Annotated in this window: 11 protein-coding genes, 3 tRNA genes and 2 pseudogenes; 3 read left to right on the top strand and 13 right to left on the bottom strand. The window is 44.1% G+C overall.

Going from position 1 to position 17,207, the window contains the following annotated elements:
• The 13 genes and pseudogenes from vpsK to AACQ21_RS05615 form a co-directional block, all read right to left on the bottom strand.
• Nucleotides 1-686, bottom strand: a 686-nt coding sequence (gene vpsK, locus AACQ21_RS05675) for an exopolysaccharide biosynthesis glycosyltransferase VpsK (RefSeq protein WP_105976424.1), incomplete at its 3' end; no start/stop codon positions are given.
• Nucleotides 676-1,848: an exopolysaccharide biosynthesis protein VpsJ gene (gene vpsj, locus AACQ21_RS05670; protein WP_105976423.1), complete on the bottom strand. Its 1,173-nt coding sequence runs from the start codon at nt 1,846-1,848 to the stop codon at nt 676-678. The genes vpsK and vpsj, both read right to left, overlap by 11 nt.
• Nucleotides 1,845-2,921 (bottom strand): exopolysaccharide biosynthesis glycosyltransferase VpsI, encoded by a 1,077-nt coding sequence (gene vpsI, locus AACQ21_RS05665; RefSeq protein ID WP_219884447.1) that lies wholly within the window; start codon nt 2,919-2,921, stop codon nt 1,845-1,847. Before vpsI ends, vpsj begins: the two co-directional genes overlap by 4 nt.
• Nucleotides 2,918-4,258: an exopolysaccharide biosynthesis protein VpsH gene (vpsH, locus tag AACQ21_RS05660; protein ID WP_105976421.1), complete on the bottom strand. Its 1,341-nt coding sequence runs from the start codon at nt 4,256-4,258 to the stop codon at nt 2,918-2,920. The genes vpsI and vpsH overlap by 4 nt, the downstream gene beginning before the upstream one ends.
• On the bottom strand, nt 4,258-4,689 hold the full coding sequence (vpsG, locus tag AACQ21_RS05655; RefSeq protein ID WP_017049472.1) for an exopolysaccharide biosynthesis acetyltransferase VpsG: 432 nt from the start codon (nt 4,687-4,689) through the stop codon (nt 4,258-4,260). The genes vpsH and vpsG overlap by 1 nt, the downstream gene beginning before the upstream one ends.
• A 10-nt stretch (nt 4,690-4,699) precedes the next feature.
• On the bottom strand, nt 4,700-5,920 hold the full coding sequence (vpsF, locus tag AACQ21_RS05650) for an exopolysaccharide biosynthesis protein VpsF (protein ID WP_105976420.1): 1,221 nt from the start codon (nt 5,918-5,920) through the stop codon (nt 4,700-4,702).
• Nucleotides 5,917-7,326 carry an exopolysaccharide biosynthesis flippase VpsE gene (vpsE, locus tag AACQ21_RS05645; protein WP_105976419.1) on the bottom strand — a complete coding sequence of 470 codons (1,410 nt, stop codon included), beginning with the start codon at nt 7,324-7,326 and terminating at the stop codon, nt 5,917-5,919. The genes vpsF and vpsE overlap by 4 nt, the downstream gene beginning before the upstream one ends.
• Nucleotides 7,323-8,488, bottom strand: a pseudogene (locus AACQ21_RS05640) (VpsD family glycosyltransferase). The gene vpsE and the pseudogene AACQ21_RS05640 overlap by 4 nt, the downstream one beginning before the upstream one ends.
• Before the next feature lie 115 nt (nt 8,489-8,603).
• On the bottom strand, nt 8,604-9,845 hold the full coding sequence (gene vpsB, locus AACQ21_RS05635; RefSeq protein ID WP_105976418.1) for a UDP-N-acetyl-D-mannosamine dehydrogenase VpsB: 1,242 nt from the start codon (nt 9,843-9,845) through the stop codon (nt 8,604-8,606).
• A gap of 17 nt (nt 9,846-9,862) precedes the next feature.
• Nucleotides 9,863-10,980 (bottom strand): annotated as a pseudogene (gene wecB / locus AACQ21_RS05630) (non-hydrolyzing UDP-N-acetylglucosamine 2-epimerase).
• A gap of 299 nt (nt 10,981-11,279) precedes the next feature.
• A complete protein-coding gene (locus tag AACQ21_RS05625) occupies nt 11,280-11,807 on the bottom strand; it encodes a low molecular weight protein-tyrosine-phosphatase (protein ID WP_013857370.1) in 528 nt (175 codons plus the stop codon).
• 305 nt (nt 11,808-12,112) lie between these two features.
• Entirely contained in the window at nt 12,113-15,223 is a 3,111-nt protein-coding gene (gene vexH, locus AACQ21_RS05620; RefSeq protein WP_105976417.1) for a vibriobactin export RND transporter permease subunit VexH, read from the bottom strand.
• Entirely contained in the window at nt 15,223-16,275 is a 1,053-nt protein-coding gene (locus tag AACQ21_RS05615) for an efflux RND transporter periplasmic adaptor subunit (protein ID WP_019281706.1), read from the bottom strand. The genes vexH and AACQ21_RS05615 overlap by 1 nt, the downstream gene beginning before the upstream one ends.
• 483 nt (nt 16,276-16,758) lie before the next feature.
• On the opposite strand from AACQ21_RS05615, the gene AACQ21_RS05610 reads away from it, so the two are divergent.
• The 3 genes from AACQ21_RS05610 (at nt 16,759) to AACQ21_RS05600 (ending at nt 17,171) form a co-directional block, all read left to right on the top strand.
• A tRNA-Tyr gene (locus tag AACQ21_RS05610) sits at nt 16,759-16,843 on the top strand.
• A 79-nt stretch (nt 16,844-16,922) separates the two neighbouring features.
• Nucleotides 16,923-17,007 (top strand) — tRNA-Tyr (locus tag AACQ21_RS05605).
• A 79-nt stretch (nt 17,008-17,086) separates the two neighbouring features.
• Nucleotides 17,087-17,171: transfer RNA gene (locus tag AACQ21_RS05600), tRNA-Tyr, on the top strand.
• Nucleotides 17,172-17,207 lie beyond the last annotated feature (36 nt).

Here is a 17,207-nt window from a genome sequence, read left to right as displayed (position 1 = left end):
CGCTTCCACATTCTTCCAGGTTCTTGTAATACACGATATAACCATTCCAACCCAGACTTTTGCATCCATGAGGGTGCACGAGAAACATGACCTGCGACAACATCAAATGTTCCCCCTACCCCCATCACAAATAACACACCCAACTGCTCTTGCCAGCGGTTGATAAAGTTCTCTTTTTTCGGTGATGTGATCGCAACAAACAGAAGTTTTGCACCTGACTGACGGATCTTTTCAACTATCGCGTGTTCATCATCCCAAAAATAGCCATGGTGATAACCCGCAATCACTAATTGTGGATGCTTTGCCTGCATGGCCGCAGCCGTTTTTTCAACAATCTCCGACTTTGCGCCTAGGTAGAACACTGGCATTTGTTCTTGTGCAGCCATCGCATTGAGCTCTAGAAACAAGTCAACACCCGCCACTCGTTCCGGCACTTGGTGACCTAAAAAGCGCGCGCCCCAAACCACACCCATACCATCGATATTGATAATGTCACACTCGGTCACGGACTGAGCCAATTCAGAATCCTTACGCATATTGACTAACTTAGCAACATTGACGACCACATGCTGGGTAAACTCTTGTCGCAAAATGCGATCGCGGATCAGAGCAACAGTTTCACTCATCGAAGCCACATCCATTGGGCTACCAAGAAAATTAATGCGTTTCAATCGGTTATTCCTCATTGGTAATTCTTAAATAAAAACGGAATGAAAAGTACATCCACGCCTGTGTCCAGCGCGCGTAGTGAATTCGATTAACCCAACGTTTGTTACGTTGATAAACAAACTGATCCCGCTCGGGCATGTACAGCGTTTGAATAGCACGCTGAATGACGCGTTTAACCAAAACAACATCACTCTCCTCACCTCCAACACTGAGTAAGGTAATAATTGCCTGTGATACTGAATGCGGATCCAGTGGATAAGGATTGTTGTGGTAATATTTCGCTGTTCCATCGGCTTCAAATAGATGCTGCTTGTAAAAATAAAAACCGCGTGCAATCACCTCATCAAATTCCTTTGTCGCTAAAGTAGTTCGTATGAGATGTAGCGCTTCTAAGTTGTAGCCCGTATGAAATCCGTCAATAAACACATGATGATGACGAGTACCATAGGCCCAGCTGCCATCGGCAGCTTGAGCTTGAGCACTATTACGCGCAATGCGTAATGCCAACTCAGTGTAGTCTGGGCGAGACGTTTCTCGACCGACCACGGCCAGCCAAGCTGCCGCCCACAAACTGGCGTTGTGCACAAACGCCGTTTCCCCGGGGATATACGCAAAAAACTCCCCGCTCTCATTTTGAGTCAATAAATGGCCAGCAATAAAATCACCACTGCGCAGCGCCAACTCGACCCAGTCAGCTCGCCCCGTCAGTTGCCCCAATTGGTGTAAGGCACGGCTGACATAGACTGTCGTGATCACATTTGGCTTCCCCTTAGGAACAAAGAATGCACGCGCTTTCCAATCAAAATGATACCCCCAACAGGCACCATGCCAGATTTGCTCATCACAACGCTGAGCCACTAGCCACAGCGCAAGTTGCTCCGCTTCTGTGAGCAAAGCGGGATCTTTTGTCACTTGATACTCTTCGATTAATCCGAGAATAAACAGAGCCACGCCTTTAGGGTTTCGTGCTTTGGGCACACCTAGCCATGGCCGAAGATTAAGGGGAGAGCGTTTGAACAACTGGATCCATGCTAAGCCAAAAGTCGAGTCTTTGCTTATCGGCAAGCGCTTGAACCAGCTTGAATTGAGTCCATCAAAAGGGTCATATCCAGCGAATTGTTCTGTACGAGCTTTATTCAATAAACATTGGCTAATGTCAGCTACAGTCGTCGATTTCATGATTTTAATAGCTCATCGTAGAGTGTTTGTAGACGCGGGATCACCGCCTGCAAAGAGAAGTTTTCGGCAAACTTTTGTTTAGCGGCCGTAGCAATACGTCGATTTTCCGCACGTTGCTCAATCAAATCTCCTAGTGCTTGCGCTAAAGCGACCACATCGCCAGCCTCAATTAAACGCCCTTCTTCACCATTACTAATTGCATCAGGAATCCCGCCCGCTCGGCTTGCTACCACAGGAATGCCTGCCGACATGGCTTCTATCACTCCCATTGGAAAGCCTTCGTTATAGCTGGGTAAGCAATAAATATCCGTTTGAGTCAATAAGTTGGTCTTCGCCTCACCAGCAATCCAGCCTAAACAGTACACAGAGTCAGCGAGCCCCATTTTATTAGCCATAGCTTGATAAATTTCAATATCGCCATCGCCAGCGAGATAAAGCTGCGCCTCAGGACAACGCTGTTTGACTAACGCAAAAGCTTGAATCAGGTCACCCACACCTTTGCGCGTGCCTAAACGACCAAGGAAGGCAATACGACCTGGTTGAGCAAGATGGCGATCTAAAGCCAAACTGGGTACAGCGTTATACAGCACAGAAACACCTTGTGTTCGTCCTATCACCTCTTGTAGCCATGTCAGCCATTGAGTGGATAGTACCAGTACATGATCAGCTAGAGCAAAAGTACGTCGAATGTGAGTTTGCTGATCCACATTGCACTCATCTCGATAGAAATCACGAAACTCAGCACCATGCAAATGCAAAATAACCTTACCTTTCAAAATATTAACCAGGCGCACAATCACAGATTTACGTCGATAGCTACCTCGTGATGACATGTGAATATGCACAAGGCCAACTCGGTAACGTACAAAGCAGTACAACAATTGGCAGAGAGCCAGCATAAAGCGTAATGTCATTCGCCATTTCTGTCCGTGGTCTAAACTTGAGTGTGAAGCAATCAACTTGATTTGGTTTTCCTCTAAAAAACCGCAATCAGCGTACGTTGAAACCACAGTTGCCACGCCACCTTGACCTTTCAGGTCAGTGGCGACCATTAGATTAATCGCTTTTCTCACAACACATCCTTGATAGTACAGATAGCTTGTCGAATCTTACCATTCCCGGTACGCTCAAGCGCTGCCACCATTTCTATGGTGACAATTAACGAGCTTCCTAAGCGAGCTTGAGTATTACCGATTAACTTTTGTTGCTGCTCTTCATTAAATTGCTCAGCATCCGCCACCACTTTAACCACAATCTGTTCACGTTCACTCTGAACAAATTGGCATGCTATAATCCCAGTGACACCTTTAGGTATATGGTTCAGGATATGCACTTTTTGACCATCTTCGCCGACGAGATAATCACCAACACGTCCCTTAATATGTTCAATTATTGGGTAGAATCTCCCACATGGACACTGCTTCTCGTCAGACAATACGACATGGTCACCAGTTTTGTACCTGACTAGAGGAAAGTAGCTATTATTGAAATTAGTGCCAACAATTTCATGAGTACCATTTCCCGCATCTAAAAATTCAACATGTGAGTAATCGGTGAGAACGTGATAACGACCATGCTCACAATTAGCAATTGCAGCAACCCTTTCAAATAGGCCATACCAATCAAACACTTTGCAGCCAAAGCGCGTCTCAATAACTTGGCGATCTTCTGCAGACAAAGACTCTGATGAAGTGATAATGGATTTGAGCTTCGCCGGATAATAACTTTGGTTAGCCTCTAAATAGCGGGCTAAAGTAGCAATCGAAGAAGGATATGCTTGAATCACTTCAACTCCAAAATCGACCATAGCTTGCAGATAACTAGGTATCGTTTGCGATGTAAGATGGAAAGATGAAAGCACTATCATCTGTTCAAACCAGGAGTAGCGCCAAAACGACCCTTGTTTTTGACTCAATGGCACCACCATATCGCCACGGATCCACGCTCGTTTATCACCTTTACGATACCCCGCCCAAGCCAACTGTCTTTCGACAAAGGCTTGCTCACGAATAACTGAATTCATGTCTTGCAAAATAGTCAGAGGCGTGCCGGTTGTACCACTTGTAGCCCCTTTCACTACCACAGAAGGTTTGTTCTGCGAGATAAACTGCTCGTGGTCATGACGCAATACCGCTTTATCCAGATATGGAAAAGCCTCAAGCTCAAGATTGAGTAAGTCTAAATTCTGATAAAACGGTACATGATTACGAGCATTAGCTAAGGTGTTTTGAAGCTTATCTTGTTGGTAATCGCCTAAATGGGTGCGCGAAAACTCATTAGCCTGGATCTCTTTTAGAACGGCGCGCATCTCGCCGTTTTCTCTGACCATCTTACGTGAAAGCGCCCGCACAGAAAGCATTACATTTTGCAGCCAGATTGGTGCTTTAACATAAAGTGAACTTGTAAACATCAGTAAAAGTCCTTGGGATTAATATTTGTTTTGATCACTTTGGCGGGCATTCCGACCACAACGCTGTAAGGGGGGACATCTTCAAGTACCACAGCATTCGCACCAATCACGGCTCCATCACCGACTCGAACATCACCCAGTACTTTTGCCCCAGTGGCGATATAGACGTAATTACCGATCACTGGAACATTATGTGAACGAGAACGGCCACCAATAGTTACATTACTTCCAATCACACACTCTTTGCCGATTACACAGCGCTTATGAATTACAACCGCAATTCCTCCATAGCCAAAGACAGTCCCCTTACCAATTTCAGACTGACTATAGACCGCACAGTTATGAACCAAACGAATCAAACTATTACAAACCTGAGGCAATAGCGGTATGCGGCGCTTATAGAAGAAATGGCCAACACAATACAACCACATTTCTTATCTCCTAATAACTCTTGTTCGCCAACGAGCGATCAGATGAACGATAACGACAGACTAAAGCCACAACTAATAACATTAGTGCGGGGGTCTTCACCGTTAGTGCATTGTTAGTCAGTGATATCAACATAAAACTGAGTAAAGCAACTTGAGCAGGAAATTCTTGTCGGTAAATCAAGCGCACTGGAACAGTGTAAGTTGCCAGTAATAAACCGATCCCCCCCAGTAAGCCAAAGTTTAGAACCCATCCAATCAAATAGTTTTCCACGACATTGATCCCGATATAAAAGGCGATATCACTAAGTAATCCATGAGATGCGCCAAATACCCACTCCGAAGGTGAAAGCTGTTCAAGCAAAATAAAAACATCGAATCGAGCTTCGGCACTTTTGTCGATGTACAACTTAGACAGTATTCGCTCGCCTATAGGAGTTAACACTAAGGTCAAAATAACGGCAATCACAGAGAAATAGACCAAGGCCTGCAGATAAGCGAATTTCAACTTGTGGTAACGAACGCCTTGGCCTAAAAAGTCACGTAATTTGGGCAACAACATCAGAAAATTCCCCAATAGGAAAATCCCCAACGCAGCTCGCCCACCAAAAGCAAACAGGGCTAGCACGATAACAGAGACATACAAAGCCACCGGAATTCGTGTATAACGCATCACAATCGGCGTTAATGACGCCGTAATGAGAGCATTGTTCAGTGGATGAGCCAAAAATGCGGTCGAACGGAAAGTTGAAAAACTTCCAATCTCTACAGCCACAATACTCTGTGCCAATATAAGCTCAATAATAGCAATACAAGCATTAAGAAATAAAAGATAACCGAGCAAGGCTAGTAATCGTCCTTTAGCAGCATCGGACAAACCGTACACAATAGGAACCACAACCAAAGGGATAAAAATCGTATCAATAAGATAAGCGAGTCCCGACGTACCGAATCGCATAAAGCCGTATAAAATAACGGCCAGCATCGATACCATGGCCAGCCACCATGCTTTTTTAAGCTCATTCAAAGGATTAATAAGATTAAAAAGCCCTACCCGTAATATCAACAGAGCAAAAATTCCTATAGTCAAATAGGAATAGACATGAATTTTGAGTATGGGGCTCCCGCCTTCTGAAACGTACTGAATGCCCATATTTTCGAGTAAAAAAGCCCCCAGCAGAAACGCACCGAGGACAATCAGAATCACCCATCGAATGAGATTACGTTCGCTCAATTGGGCCTCCAGATTGAGAATAAACGTTGACGTGCATTAAAAGCATTCGTGCACCACAAACAGATGCCATAAAACAACAATGATGAGGTGACATAAAAGGCTAGAGCGAATAATGAATGGATCGCCAGTGGACACTGTTTCACTGCGTATAAGTAGCCGCCCATCAGAAGTGAAGAAATGATCACTTTGACGCCATCAATGCCAATAGCGTAACGATACCCCGATCTCCATGAGCTGATAAAAGAGAGTATTGCGACTAAGCCACTCACTATAAGCAAGGTGATAGCCGCACCAAACATGCCAAATTTATTGAGCATAAAAGGTAGTAGGAAAATGCTCGCTACTAAGCCCGAGAGAGAAACCCATAGGAGCTTGCGAGTCTGTAATAGAAACTGCAAACCATGATCAAGGTAATGACCTTTAAAATTAATCAGATAAACAGCGATCGCTAACACCCAGAATAGTCCGGTAGAACTACTGAGATATTGCTCACCCAAAAAGAGCCTAATGATTTCTTCTTGTAATATGCCAAGTCCAAGTAGAGCCGGAAAAGTAAGGGTAACCAATAAATGCAGATAGGTTTTATGCTGACTCACAAGGGTGGTTTTATCTTCCGCATGCTTGGCCAAATTAGGATAGAGAGGCATAGCAATTACCATGAAAACTAAGCCCAGCACTCCCATTAATAAGTTGGCTTGCGCAGCATAGATACCCGTTTCGTTCATCCCAACGAAATGGGCAATAAATAAACGATCGACTCTTCCCCCTAATACGCCAATTCCTCCCGCTAACATGATCGGAATACCGTAAGTAAGCAGACGCTTTAACGTAGCAATATGCCATTCAGGCCGTCTAGGAAAACCCAGACCTAAAGCTCCAATACCAAAGCTCAAGGTTAAAGCAAACAACGCAGACTCAATAGTAGCCGCCCAAGAGAGCGAAAGGATGGAGAGCACTACCGCAGAAATTGACTGCAATACGGTCGCTTGACGATAAGCGCTCAATCGCTCATTTAAGCGACTCAATTCTAACTGGTATTGAAATATCGATTTAACCGACAGTAAAGCACCCAGTATCAATAATCGTTCCCAATTCAATTGCTGATAAATGAATAAAGTTGCGGCGATAACAATAAAGCCAAGCAAAGATCCGATAATAACCAGCAGTGAAATGGTTTGAACGAGTTGGACTTGCTCCCGATCCGAATACCCGGGGTAGAGACGTAACATCGACGTGTTGAGCCACTGAGTACTAAAAGCACGCACGAGTTCGAGAACCACCATAGCCACCGCTAACACACCATAATTTTCTGGTGTAAGGAAACGGGTTTGTACGGCGATTAGCATAAAAACGCTCAAAGCAGCAAAAACCTGCACAGGGGCATATCTGAGTAGGCTAGCAATCAACTCAGCACCTCTCGATAAAGATTCTGGTAATGTTCAATCACATTTTCTGCTGTAAACTGATCGCGTAAATAAGCTTGAATCGCTTGAGTATCGGCCATTTTGATCTCATTCATTCGCTTTGCAATCTCCGCTTCCTCGCCATCTCGCATGAAAAAAAAAAAAAAAAAAAAAAAAAAAAAACCCCCAACTTAGCAAACGTTGCTTGTCGCTCACCTAAAATCCCTACAGGAGTTGTAACCAACGGTAATCCTGCTGCCAACATTTCTAGCGGCGCTAAACCAAATGTTTCTTGAGCGGAAGTGAATATGCCTACATCAGCAAGCTGATATTGTTGGACAATTTCTTTTTGATTAAGCTTGCCAAGAAAATGCACATTTTGTTCAAGTCCATAATCTTGGACTAACTGTTGCAACTCCATGGAATACACGTGATCCACCTTGGGACCAATGATACATAAAGTGGCCAATTGACCGAGTTTTTTCAGCTCTCGTAATAATGAAATTGCTAATTCAATCCTTTTATGACGAGAAATAAGCGCACAAGTTACGAAGTGAATCGAAGATCCTGAAAAGGTATGAGAAGGCTGAATAAAGTATTCCTGATTCACCGGATTACCTATCACCCGAATCGGCTTGGCCGTTTCGGGTTTCAGTGCCTGATGTAAAACTTCACCGACACACGTATAGGCATCCACAGAAAAGTCGCTCGCCCAAGGAATTATTTGCTCATAAACAAAATCATTGAGTTTTGAAACAGGCTTACGCCCAATTTTTCGGTAGGAATGTAACGTCAAAACATTACGGGTTTTATACCCAATTCCAATCATCCAACTATTTAAATGAGCATGAACAAGGTCCGGCTGAAAAAACCTCAACTGCTCTTGGATACGTAACCAGGTAGATAATAGACTGGGCAGAGGTAGTCCAAATCGCTTTTCACGCAGCTGGCAAACCACAACTTCCACATTCTTTGATAGCTGGATAATCTCGCCTGAAGAAGAGTGATTATTGAGCGGATCAAACGCTAAAACCCGATAATGATATGGGCGCTCTTGATCAGCAAGTTGACGTACCAACATTTGACATACTGAATCCACGCCACCTATATTTTCTTCTCCCCAGTTCAGGGTTGAAATAGGCATGATCAGTAACACTTTTTTCATCAGTTCGATTCCATCTTCATCAATGAACAAAACGTTTAACCCCGACCACTTTTCTCTAGTAGTCAGAGTTGTGTAAACATTAGTCTTTATTTTTTGAGCGCAAGATTAGGTGAACTCAAGCAACCACACCACGAGTATCAATCACGACTTTCTTGGCAAACTCCGTTTTATCTGCTTCTTTAAAATCTCGGTGATCAACCAGCACCACAACGATATTGGCTAACTCTAAAGCACGCTCTAGCGAGACTAGCTCAACATCATGTTCTGTTAACTTACCCGGTAATTGGTGGATATTTGGCTCTACCGCTAGAATTTGTCCAATATTGTCTTGTGCTAAATGCAAAGTGATGTCTAAAGCTGGGCTTTCACGTAAATCATCAATATCGGCTTTAAATGCCAAACCTAAGCATGCAATAACAGGCTTTTTGAACTGATCTGCGGCTTGTTTTACCTGATCAACGACCCAGTGTGGTTTACCATCATTAACATGACGAGCAGCAGCAATCAGTTTTGCTTCTTCTGGGCAGCTGTTAACAATAAACCAAGGGTCAACTGCAATACAGTGCCCGCCAACACCTGGTCCTGGGTTTAATATGTTGACCCGAGGGTGGCGGTTGGCCAATTTAATTAATTCCCAAACATTGATTTTTAATTTCTCACAAATAAGAGAAAGTTCGTTCGCGAATGCAATATTGACGTCGCGAAAGGAGTTTTCTGTTAATTTCGCCATCTCCGCCGTACGAGAGTTGCTGATGATGCATTCGCCTTTAACAAAGGTTTTATACAGAGCCATCGCCTTCTCGCTACACGATTTGCTCATACCACCAATCACTCGGTCATTGCTGACCAATTCTTGTAGTACATAACCCGGTAAAACTCGCTCTGGGCAATGCGCTACCTTAATGTCAGCCGTGTCACCTTTATGCTGTGGGAAAGTTAAATCAGGACGAGCCTCTGCTAGCCATGCGGAAAGCTTTTCTGTCGCACCGACTGGGGAAGTACTTTCCAACACTACCAAGTTGCCTTTTTCCAGAACTGGCGCAATCGCTTTGGCCGCGGCTTCTATATAGCTAAGATCAGGCTCGTGATTATCACCTTTAAATGGTGTGGGTACCGCCACTAAGAAAGCATCAGCTGATTCAGCTGTCACAGTTGCTTTTAGTTTGCCAGTCATCACTGCACTTCGAACTACGATATCTAAATCCGGCTCGACAATGTGAATTTCACCTTTGTTGATTGTATCGACAGCGTGTTGATTGACATCTACGCCAATCACTTCAATACCACGCGAAGCAATAACGGCAGCCGTTGGCAAGCCGATATACCCTAAACCAATCACAGAAACTTTATTAAACATCTTATTTTCCTTAAATCTTATCTTGCTAGAATGTCGGCGATACGTTGACAGGCTTTGCCATCACCGTATGGATTATGTGCTTGACTCATGAGTTGGTAAGCGCGCTCATCACTAAGCAACTGGTCTAACTCTTCACAAATCAGTTGTGTGTTAGTCCCAACCAGCTTGACCGTACCCGCGCTTACCGCTTCAGGTCGTTCGGTGGTGTCTCTCATCACTAATACAGGCTTCCCTAGCGACGGTGCCTCTTCTTGAATACCACCGGAATCGGTTAAAATGATGTGTGCTCTGTCCATCAAATAGACAAAGGGCAAATACTGTTGTGGATCCACTAAGAAAATGTTTTCAATGCCTTTTAAAAGACGATTGACGGGCTCTTGAACATTCGGATTAAGATGTACCGGATAAAGAATTTGACAGTCAGGGTGGCGCTTTGCTGTGATGGATAAGGCTTCACAAATACGCTCAAATCCATCACCAAAACTTTCACGACGGTGGCCTGTAACAAGAATGAGTTTTTTATTGTTATCAAGCATCGGAAACTGGTGTGCCAGCGTAGCATTGAGATCTTGCTCGTTATGAATCTTGTTACGGATCATAAACAAGGCGTCAATGACGGTATTCCCAGTAATATGGATGTTCTCGAGGCAATATTTTCATCCAATAAATTTTGTTGAGATGTTGCCGTTGGTGCGAAATGGTAGTGAGTCAATGCACCCGTAAGCTTGCGGTTCGCTTCTTCAGGCCAAGGGGAATAAATATTGCCGGTGCGTAATCCAGCCTCAACGTGGCCGACTGCAATTTGCTGATAATAACAAGCAAGTGAAGTCGCAAACGTTGTAGCGGTATCGCCATGAACTAAGACAATGTTTGGTTGAAAGTCTTTTAGAACCGTTTCCATACCGTTCAAGATTTTAGTCGTTACTGTCGTCAGTGTTTGCCCTGGTTCCATGATATTAAGATCAAAATCAGGCACCACTTCAAACAACTCTAAAACCTGGTCAAGCATTTCCCTGTGCTGGCCAGTGACGCATACTTTTGTGTCGAAGCGGTTATCTTGTTTAAGCTGATGAACTAGAGGCGCCATTTTAATTGCTTCAGGTCGTGTACCAAACGCAATGAGTATTTTTTTCACTTTATTTATTTCCTTGGGCTAAACTAAACGACTGTTAAGAACAAACTGTTCAACGCTATTTCTTCAAAAAGTAGATAAAAATGGTGAATAGCAACGGTTAAATACGCTACCGCCACTAGATGTCGCCTCTAGAATGCGCATTTTCTTCACATTTTTTTGCTTTATGTATATAAGAGAAAACTTATTAACCACCCACATTTAATCACCTACCTACAAACTATGAGTAGAAATTAATTGCCAAACTGTTGCTTTGTTTTTTGGGGTGGGTAATCAAAAAGTCATATAAAACTTTCTATGTGTTACACACAAAGTTTCATTGCACTTTCCTTTAATTGATATTGTTTAGATATATGTTCGATGATCCCTTGGGCCCCGCTCTCTATCAGTTCCAAAACCCGTTCAAACATATGAATATTTCCTTTGTAAGGATCAGGGACTTCCGTGACACCGATGTGACTATGCGATAGAAACAGTGAAAGTTTCTCTTTATGTTTAGCAGGACAAATGTCAATCAGATCCGCTAAGTTGGCTTTATCTAAGGCAAAAATAAGATCAAATTTTTCGAAATCCTCAGAACAAACCTGCCTTGCTCTTAAATTTGACATTGAATAGCCACGCTGCTCAGCGACAGATATTGCTTTGGGATCTGGTTTTCGGCCCACTTGATAATTCACAGTACCAGCGCTTTCAACAAATAAATTAATTCCATGTTGTTGCGCTTTTTGGCTCAAAACAGCTTCAGAAAGCGGTGAACGGCATATATTTCCCATGCATACGATGAGGATAGAGAGTTTTTTATTTTCCATGGCCATTACTGATGCATTCACTTCATTTTGTCTCTGTATTAAAGAGGTGGATAGAGTATCGCAAGGCGCATTGCAATGGGTGTCTCAAAATTGAGTCTATCTATAATTAATACCTAAGATTTAAATAGGAAAAATGAACTGGCTATTTTGATGGATTATCGAAAATGGCATTAACCATTTGATATCTCGCTTGTATGTTCAAATAACTTGATGTGATAAGCCGGCCGCATGTGATTTCATCTAATGGGGATAGATAACGGTGAATGGAATAGGTGTGAACGGTGAACAAAGAAGAGCCTGCAGGGCGCAGGCTCTTGATACGTTAATCAGTGAACACTTCTGGTTTTAACATCATGCAGCAGTTCTTGATTAAGTTCAGCTTCAACATGACCTGGAGAGCGTGTTGATGCCGAGACCAAACGATACATAGCAGGGATAACAAACAGAGTGACTAAAGTGGCAAAACCCATACCGAAGAAAATCACCGTACCCACCGCAACTCGGCTTTCATAGCCTGCTCCTGTCGAGATAATTAATGGGATTGAACCTGCTAAAGTAGTAAAGGCGGTCATCATGATTGGCCGTAAGCGCCTTGCTGAAGCATCAATAATTGCTTTTTCAAACTCAACCCCCCGGTCACGCAGCTGGTTGGCAAATTCAACGATCAAAATGCCATTTTTGGTCACCATACCGATCAGCATAATCATCCCAATCTGGCTATAGATGTTGATACCTTGTCCCATAATTGATAGACCAAGAAAGCCGCCAAACACACCCATCGGCACCGTCAACATCACCACTAACGGGTTGATAAAACTTTCAAATTGGGCGGCTAGTACCAAATAAGCGACAAGCAGCGCTAACGCAAATACAATGGCTACGCTCGATTGGTTTTCTTTAAAATCTTTTGACTCACCTGAGTAACTAATGGAAATATCACTAGGTAGTGTTTCAATGGCTTTCTGATCCAGAAAATCAAGCGCTTCGCCCAACGTGTAACCAGCTGATAAATTTGCAGTAACCGTGATCGCCTTTTGCTTATTGTAATGAGACAAGCGGATTGATGATGCCACTTCTTCCACTTTCGCAAGTGCATCCAGTGTAACAAGCTCACCAGATGCGGTTCTCATGTAGATCTGGCTTAAATCGGAGGCGTTATTGAAGCTATTTTCGTCCCCACGGAGATAAACATCATACTCTTCGCCACGCTCAACAAAGCTGGTTTCACTCTTCCCGCCGAGCATCACTTCTAACGTATCTGAAATATCCGCGACACTGATCCCCAATTCCGCGGCACGCTGCCTATCAATCGTCACCACCAGTTCAGGTGTCTTTTCGGAATAATTGGTGTCAGCTCCTTCCATAAAGGGGGAATTTTCAGCTTCCGTTTTTAACAATTCGGCCCATTTTTTGAGTTCAGGATAGTCTGACCCACCTAACACAAACTGAACAGGCTCGTTAGAGCCACCACGAAAGCCGGGCATAAAGGGCATAACTCGTACATCGGGAATTCCCGTTAGCGTTTTTTTGACCTGCCCTAATGCTTGTTGAGCGGTGATGCTTCGTTCGTTCCAGTCATCCAAAATCATGATAACAAAACCCGTCTGATCACCCGCTTGCCCACCGAACGCGGGCGATTGAATACTAAACGACTTGAGAAAACCTTTGCCAACCAAGGGCATTAACCGCTGCTCAACAAGATCCATATTGGCCGACATCCGATTATAACTGGTCGCATCCGCTCCGCGCACAAAGGCAAAAATAACGCCGCGATCTTCTGAAGGCGTGAGCTGAGAAGGCACTTTCTGCATCAGAAAATAACTGCCACCAACGCATGCAAGGATGACGAGCGGTGCAGCCCATTTCCAACTGATAGCAAAACGTAAAGAGGATTTGTAACCCGCTTCTAAACGGCCAAAAACACGATCAACAAAACGATTAAAACGGTTTGGTTTGACATTGACCTTTAAAATCTTGCTACCGAGAACGGGCGTTAAAGTTAACGCTATTAGCGATGAAAAGAGAACCGACATGGCCAAAAGTACAGAGAACTCGGTGAACAACAGGCCGACCATACCGTCCATAAAAGAGATCGGTAAAAAGACCATCACTAATACCAATGTGGTGGCAATCACGGCAAAGCCGACTTCGCGCGTCCCTTTATAAGCCGCCAGCAGTGGCTTCTCTCCCTGTTCTATGTGATGAAATATATTTTCCACCACCACAATCGCATCATCAACAACCAAACCGATGGAAAGAATCAGCGCCATCAAGGTGATAAGGTTAATGGAGAATCCGAAATAGTAAGCGGCAATAAAAGAAGAGATCAATGATACTGGCACAGTAACGGCTGGGATTAGCGTTGCCCGAACTTGGCCGATAAAAATGTACAGTACCAAAATCACTAAACCACCCGTGATAAACAGTGTGCTATACACTTCCGAAATTGAGCGATCAATAAAAATGGTCGAGTCGTAGTCAATGGCCAAGCGCGTTCCTTTGGGTAGAAACTGCTGAATATTATCGACTTCTTGATGGACACGCTGCGCCACATCCAAGGGGTTAGCATCTGACTGTGGCACAATGCCCATGCTCACATTAACCACACCGTCGCTTTTGAAGGTTGAGTTTTCGTTCTCAGCGCCGATGAAGACATCCGCGACATCTTTTAAGTAAATCGGCGAATTATCACTTGCGCGCTTAACCACCAAATAGTCAAAATCTTGAGCCGTTTTGTACGCTCGGTCGGTACGCACCGACATTACTGTCGAATCGTTACGCACTTCCCCGCCCGGGCTTTCAATATTTTCACTGCGCAATGCACTTGATATATCAGAAGTCGTGACACCACGCCCAGCCATCAGATTCGGCTTGAGCTTGACATACATCACCTTATAAAGACCACCAGACACATCCACAGAACTGACGCCAGAGATTAAACTAAAGCGGTCAATCAAAGCTCGTTCGATATAATCGGTCAGTTGGGTTCGATCCATCTCTGAAGAACTGAGATTAATGTACAAAGAAGCTTCACCAGAGCCATTATTTTTGAATACGGTTGGATCATCTGCTTCATCGGGTAATGAGCGCTGCGCTCTCGCAACGGCGTCGCGGATATCGCTCACACCAGTATTGAGATCGTAACCCAGTTCAAATGTAACAGTAATCCGTGACATGCCATTACGCGTGGTGGATTCAATTTCATCAATCCCGCTAATGCCTGCCAGTTGATCTTCCAATACAGAAGTGATTTGGCTTTCAATGATGGTAGCTGAAGCCCCTGCATAGCGAGTACTGATTGAAACCACCGGGCTTTCAATATCGGGCATTTCCCGGACCGAAAGCTTAGAAAATGACACTAGACCAAAAACGCATAACAGTAAGCTTAATACCACCGCCGCCACAGGGCGCTTCACTGAAACATCGGATAACCACATTATTTGTCATCCTTTTGTATCGGCGAGCCATCCACATTGACTTCAGTAACGACAATGCCGTTTCTCATATTCACGATGCCTTGCACCACAATCTTATCGCCAATGGCTAAACCTTTATCAATCACCACTTGATTGTCGATCCGCGCGCCAAGCCAAACTTCCGTGCGTATTACTTTATTATTGCTATCAATCACATAGACATAGCGTTTAGTGCCTGAATATTCGAGTGCTTGAACGGGGATAATGGGCGCTTCAATCGCTGGGAAATTCAACTTAGTAGAAAGCAACATCCCGGGTTTTAGCTTGCCATCTTGGTTATCGAAATGAATACGGACACGCAAATTCAAGGTTTCACGGTTAATGCGAGAATCAATACCCACAACTTTGCCGGTAAACTCGTTTTTTGCCCAAGCATTACTCTTCGCCGTCACCGTCATACCTTTACTGATTAACGAAAGGTAACGCTCTGGCACTTGGATATCGAGTTGCATCACCGATAGGTCATCTAAAGTCAGCAATTCCGTCCCTGCACTGACCATTTTGCCCAAACTAAAATCAATAAAACCAACGGTGCCATTAAATGGCGCGCTAATGCGCAGATCGTTTAAATTTGCGTTTGCTGCATCTAAACGTGCTTGAGCAATATCAACACTCGCTTTTTGCGCATCGATTTCCGTTTGGGTAATGGCGTTCCGTTTGACCAAACGTTCAAACTCTTTCAACTTACGCTGTTCATCGTTCAAATAGGCTTGAGCCTCTGAAAGTGCGGCTTTGGCTTTATCATCATTAAGCTGAATTAAGAGCTGACCTTTCTTGACCTCTTGATTGGCTTTAATCGCAATATGGCTGACCTTTCCCGAAACTTCAGATGAGATCTCCACTGCTCGTTCAGCTTCTAATTTACCAATCAGTGAAAGAGACTGAGACACTTGATGAGTTGCCACACGCTCTGCGACCACCGCAACGGCTTGTGGTGCTTGCGCAGCGAACGCACTTAACGGTGTGGTAAGCAAGGTAACCAACATTAACGAAAGAATAGACGTGTTTTTCATAGTTTTTATTCAACAATAAATAGACTGATTGAATTGTAACTGCTTATACGACGCTCGAACGTCAAGGAGTGTAAATCTTATTAAATATCTGTAACGTGCGTCATAACTTAGCCTCCTCCGGCAGCTTTTTAGGCGTCACACACAGGCTATACCCAAACAACCTGAAGTTGCAGGTAGGCGGCAAGTAAATTCATCCCCATGAGCATAGATAAACTATGTGATTGGGGTGAGCGAACGTAGCCAACACCGCTGGAGCTTCAACTGGGAAGGGTATAAATAGAGCAAAACTATCCATTCCTCCCCCCTTTGCCCAAAAAGGCAGCATTCAATTCAAAATCATAAGAAAAAGGCTTTACAGAGAGAGCGAGTTTGCTATCATGCGCTCCGCACTTGAGCAATGCGTTGGGAAAACGTTGTTTAAGCATACTGTGAGCCAATAGTGTCGTTATAAACACTATAAATCACATTGTATGAAAACCCTCTGGAGGGGTTCCCGAGTGGCCAAAGGGAGCAGACTGTAAATCTGCCGGCTCCGCCTTCGATGGTTCGAATCCGTCCCCCTCCACCATATTCTCTCGCAAGAGAAACCTTGATTGATACGTTGGGAAAACATCATTCAAGCCTATTTTTAGAATAGGAAAATACCCGGAGGGGTTCCCGAGTGGCCAAAGGGAGCAGACTGTAAATCTGCCGGCTCCGCCTTCGATGGTTCGAATCCGTCCCCCTCCACCATATTCTCTCGTAAGAGAAACCTTGACTGATACGTTGGGAAAACATCATTCAAGCCTATTTTTAGAATAGGGAAATACCCGGAGGGGTTCCCGAGTGGCCAAAGGGAGCAGACTGTAAATCTGCCGGCTCCGCCTTCGATGGTTCGAATCCGTCCCCCTCCACCATATTTTCTCGATCGAGAACGATAAAAAGCCAGCTTT

This window comes from Vibrio sp. V01_P9A10T6 (assembly GCF_963877065.1).
Lineage (GTDB): Bacteria > Pseudomonadota > Gammaproteobacteria > Enterobacterales > Vibrionaceae > Vibrio > Vibrio anguillarum.
This window is presented reverse-complemented; position numbering and strand designations above follow the sequence as displayed.

Coding starts and splice junctions, on each gene's coding strand:
- vpsH (WP_105976421.1), bottom strand. CDS start 4,258: ATGTTTACAAGTTCACTTTATGTTAAAGCACCAATCTGGCTGCAAAAT.
- AACQ21_RS05615 (WP_019281706.1), bottom strand. CDS start 16,275: ATGAAAAACACGTCTATTCTTTCGTTAATGTTGGTTACCTTGCTTACC.
- vpsG (WP_017049472.1), bottom strand. CDS start 4,689: ATGTGGTTGTATTGTGTTGGCCATTTCTTCTATAAGCGCCGCATACCG.
- vexH (WP_105976417.1), bottom strand. CDS start 15,223: ATGTGGTTATCCGATGTTTCAGTGAAGCGCCCTGTGGCGGCGGTGGTA.
- vpsB (WP_105976418.1), bottom strand. CDS start 9,845: ATGTTTAATAAAGTTTCTGTGATTGGTTTAGGGTATATCGGCTTGCCA.
- vpsj (WP_105976423.1), bottom strand. CDS start 1,848: ATGAAATCGACGACTGTAGCTGACATTAGCCAATGTTTATTGAATAAA.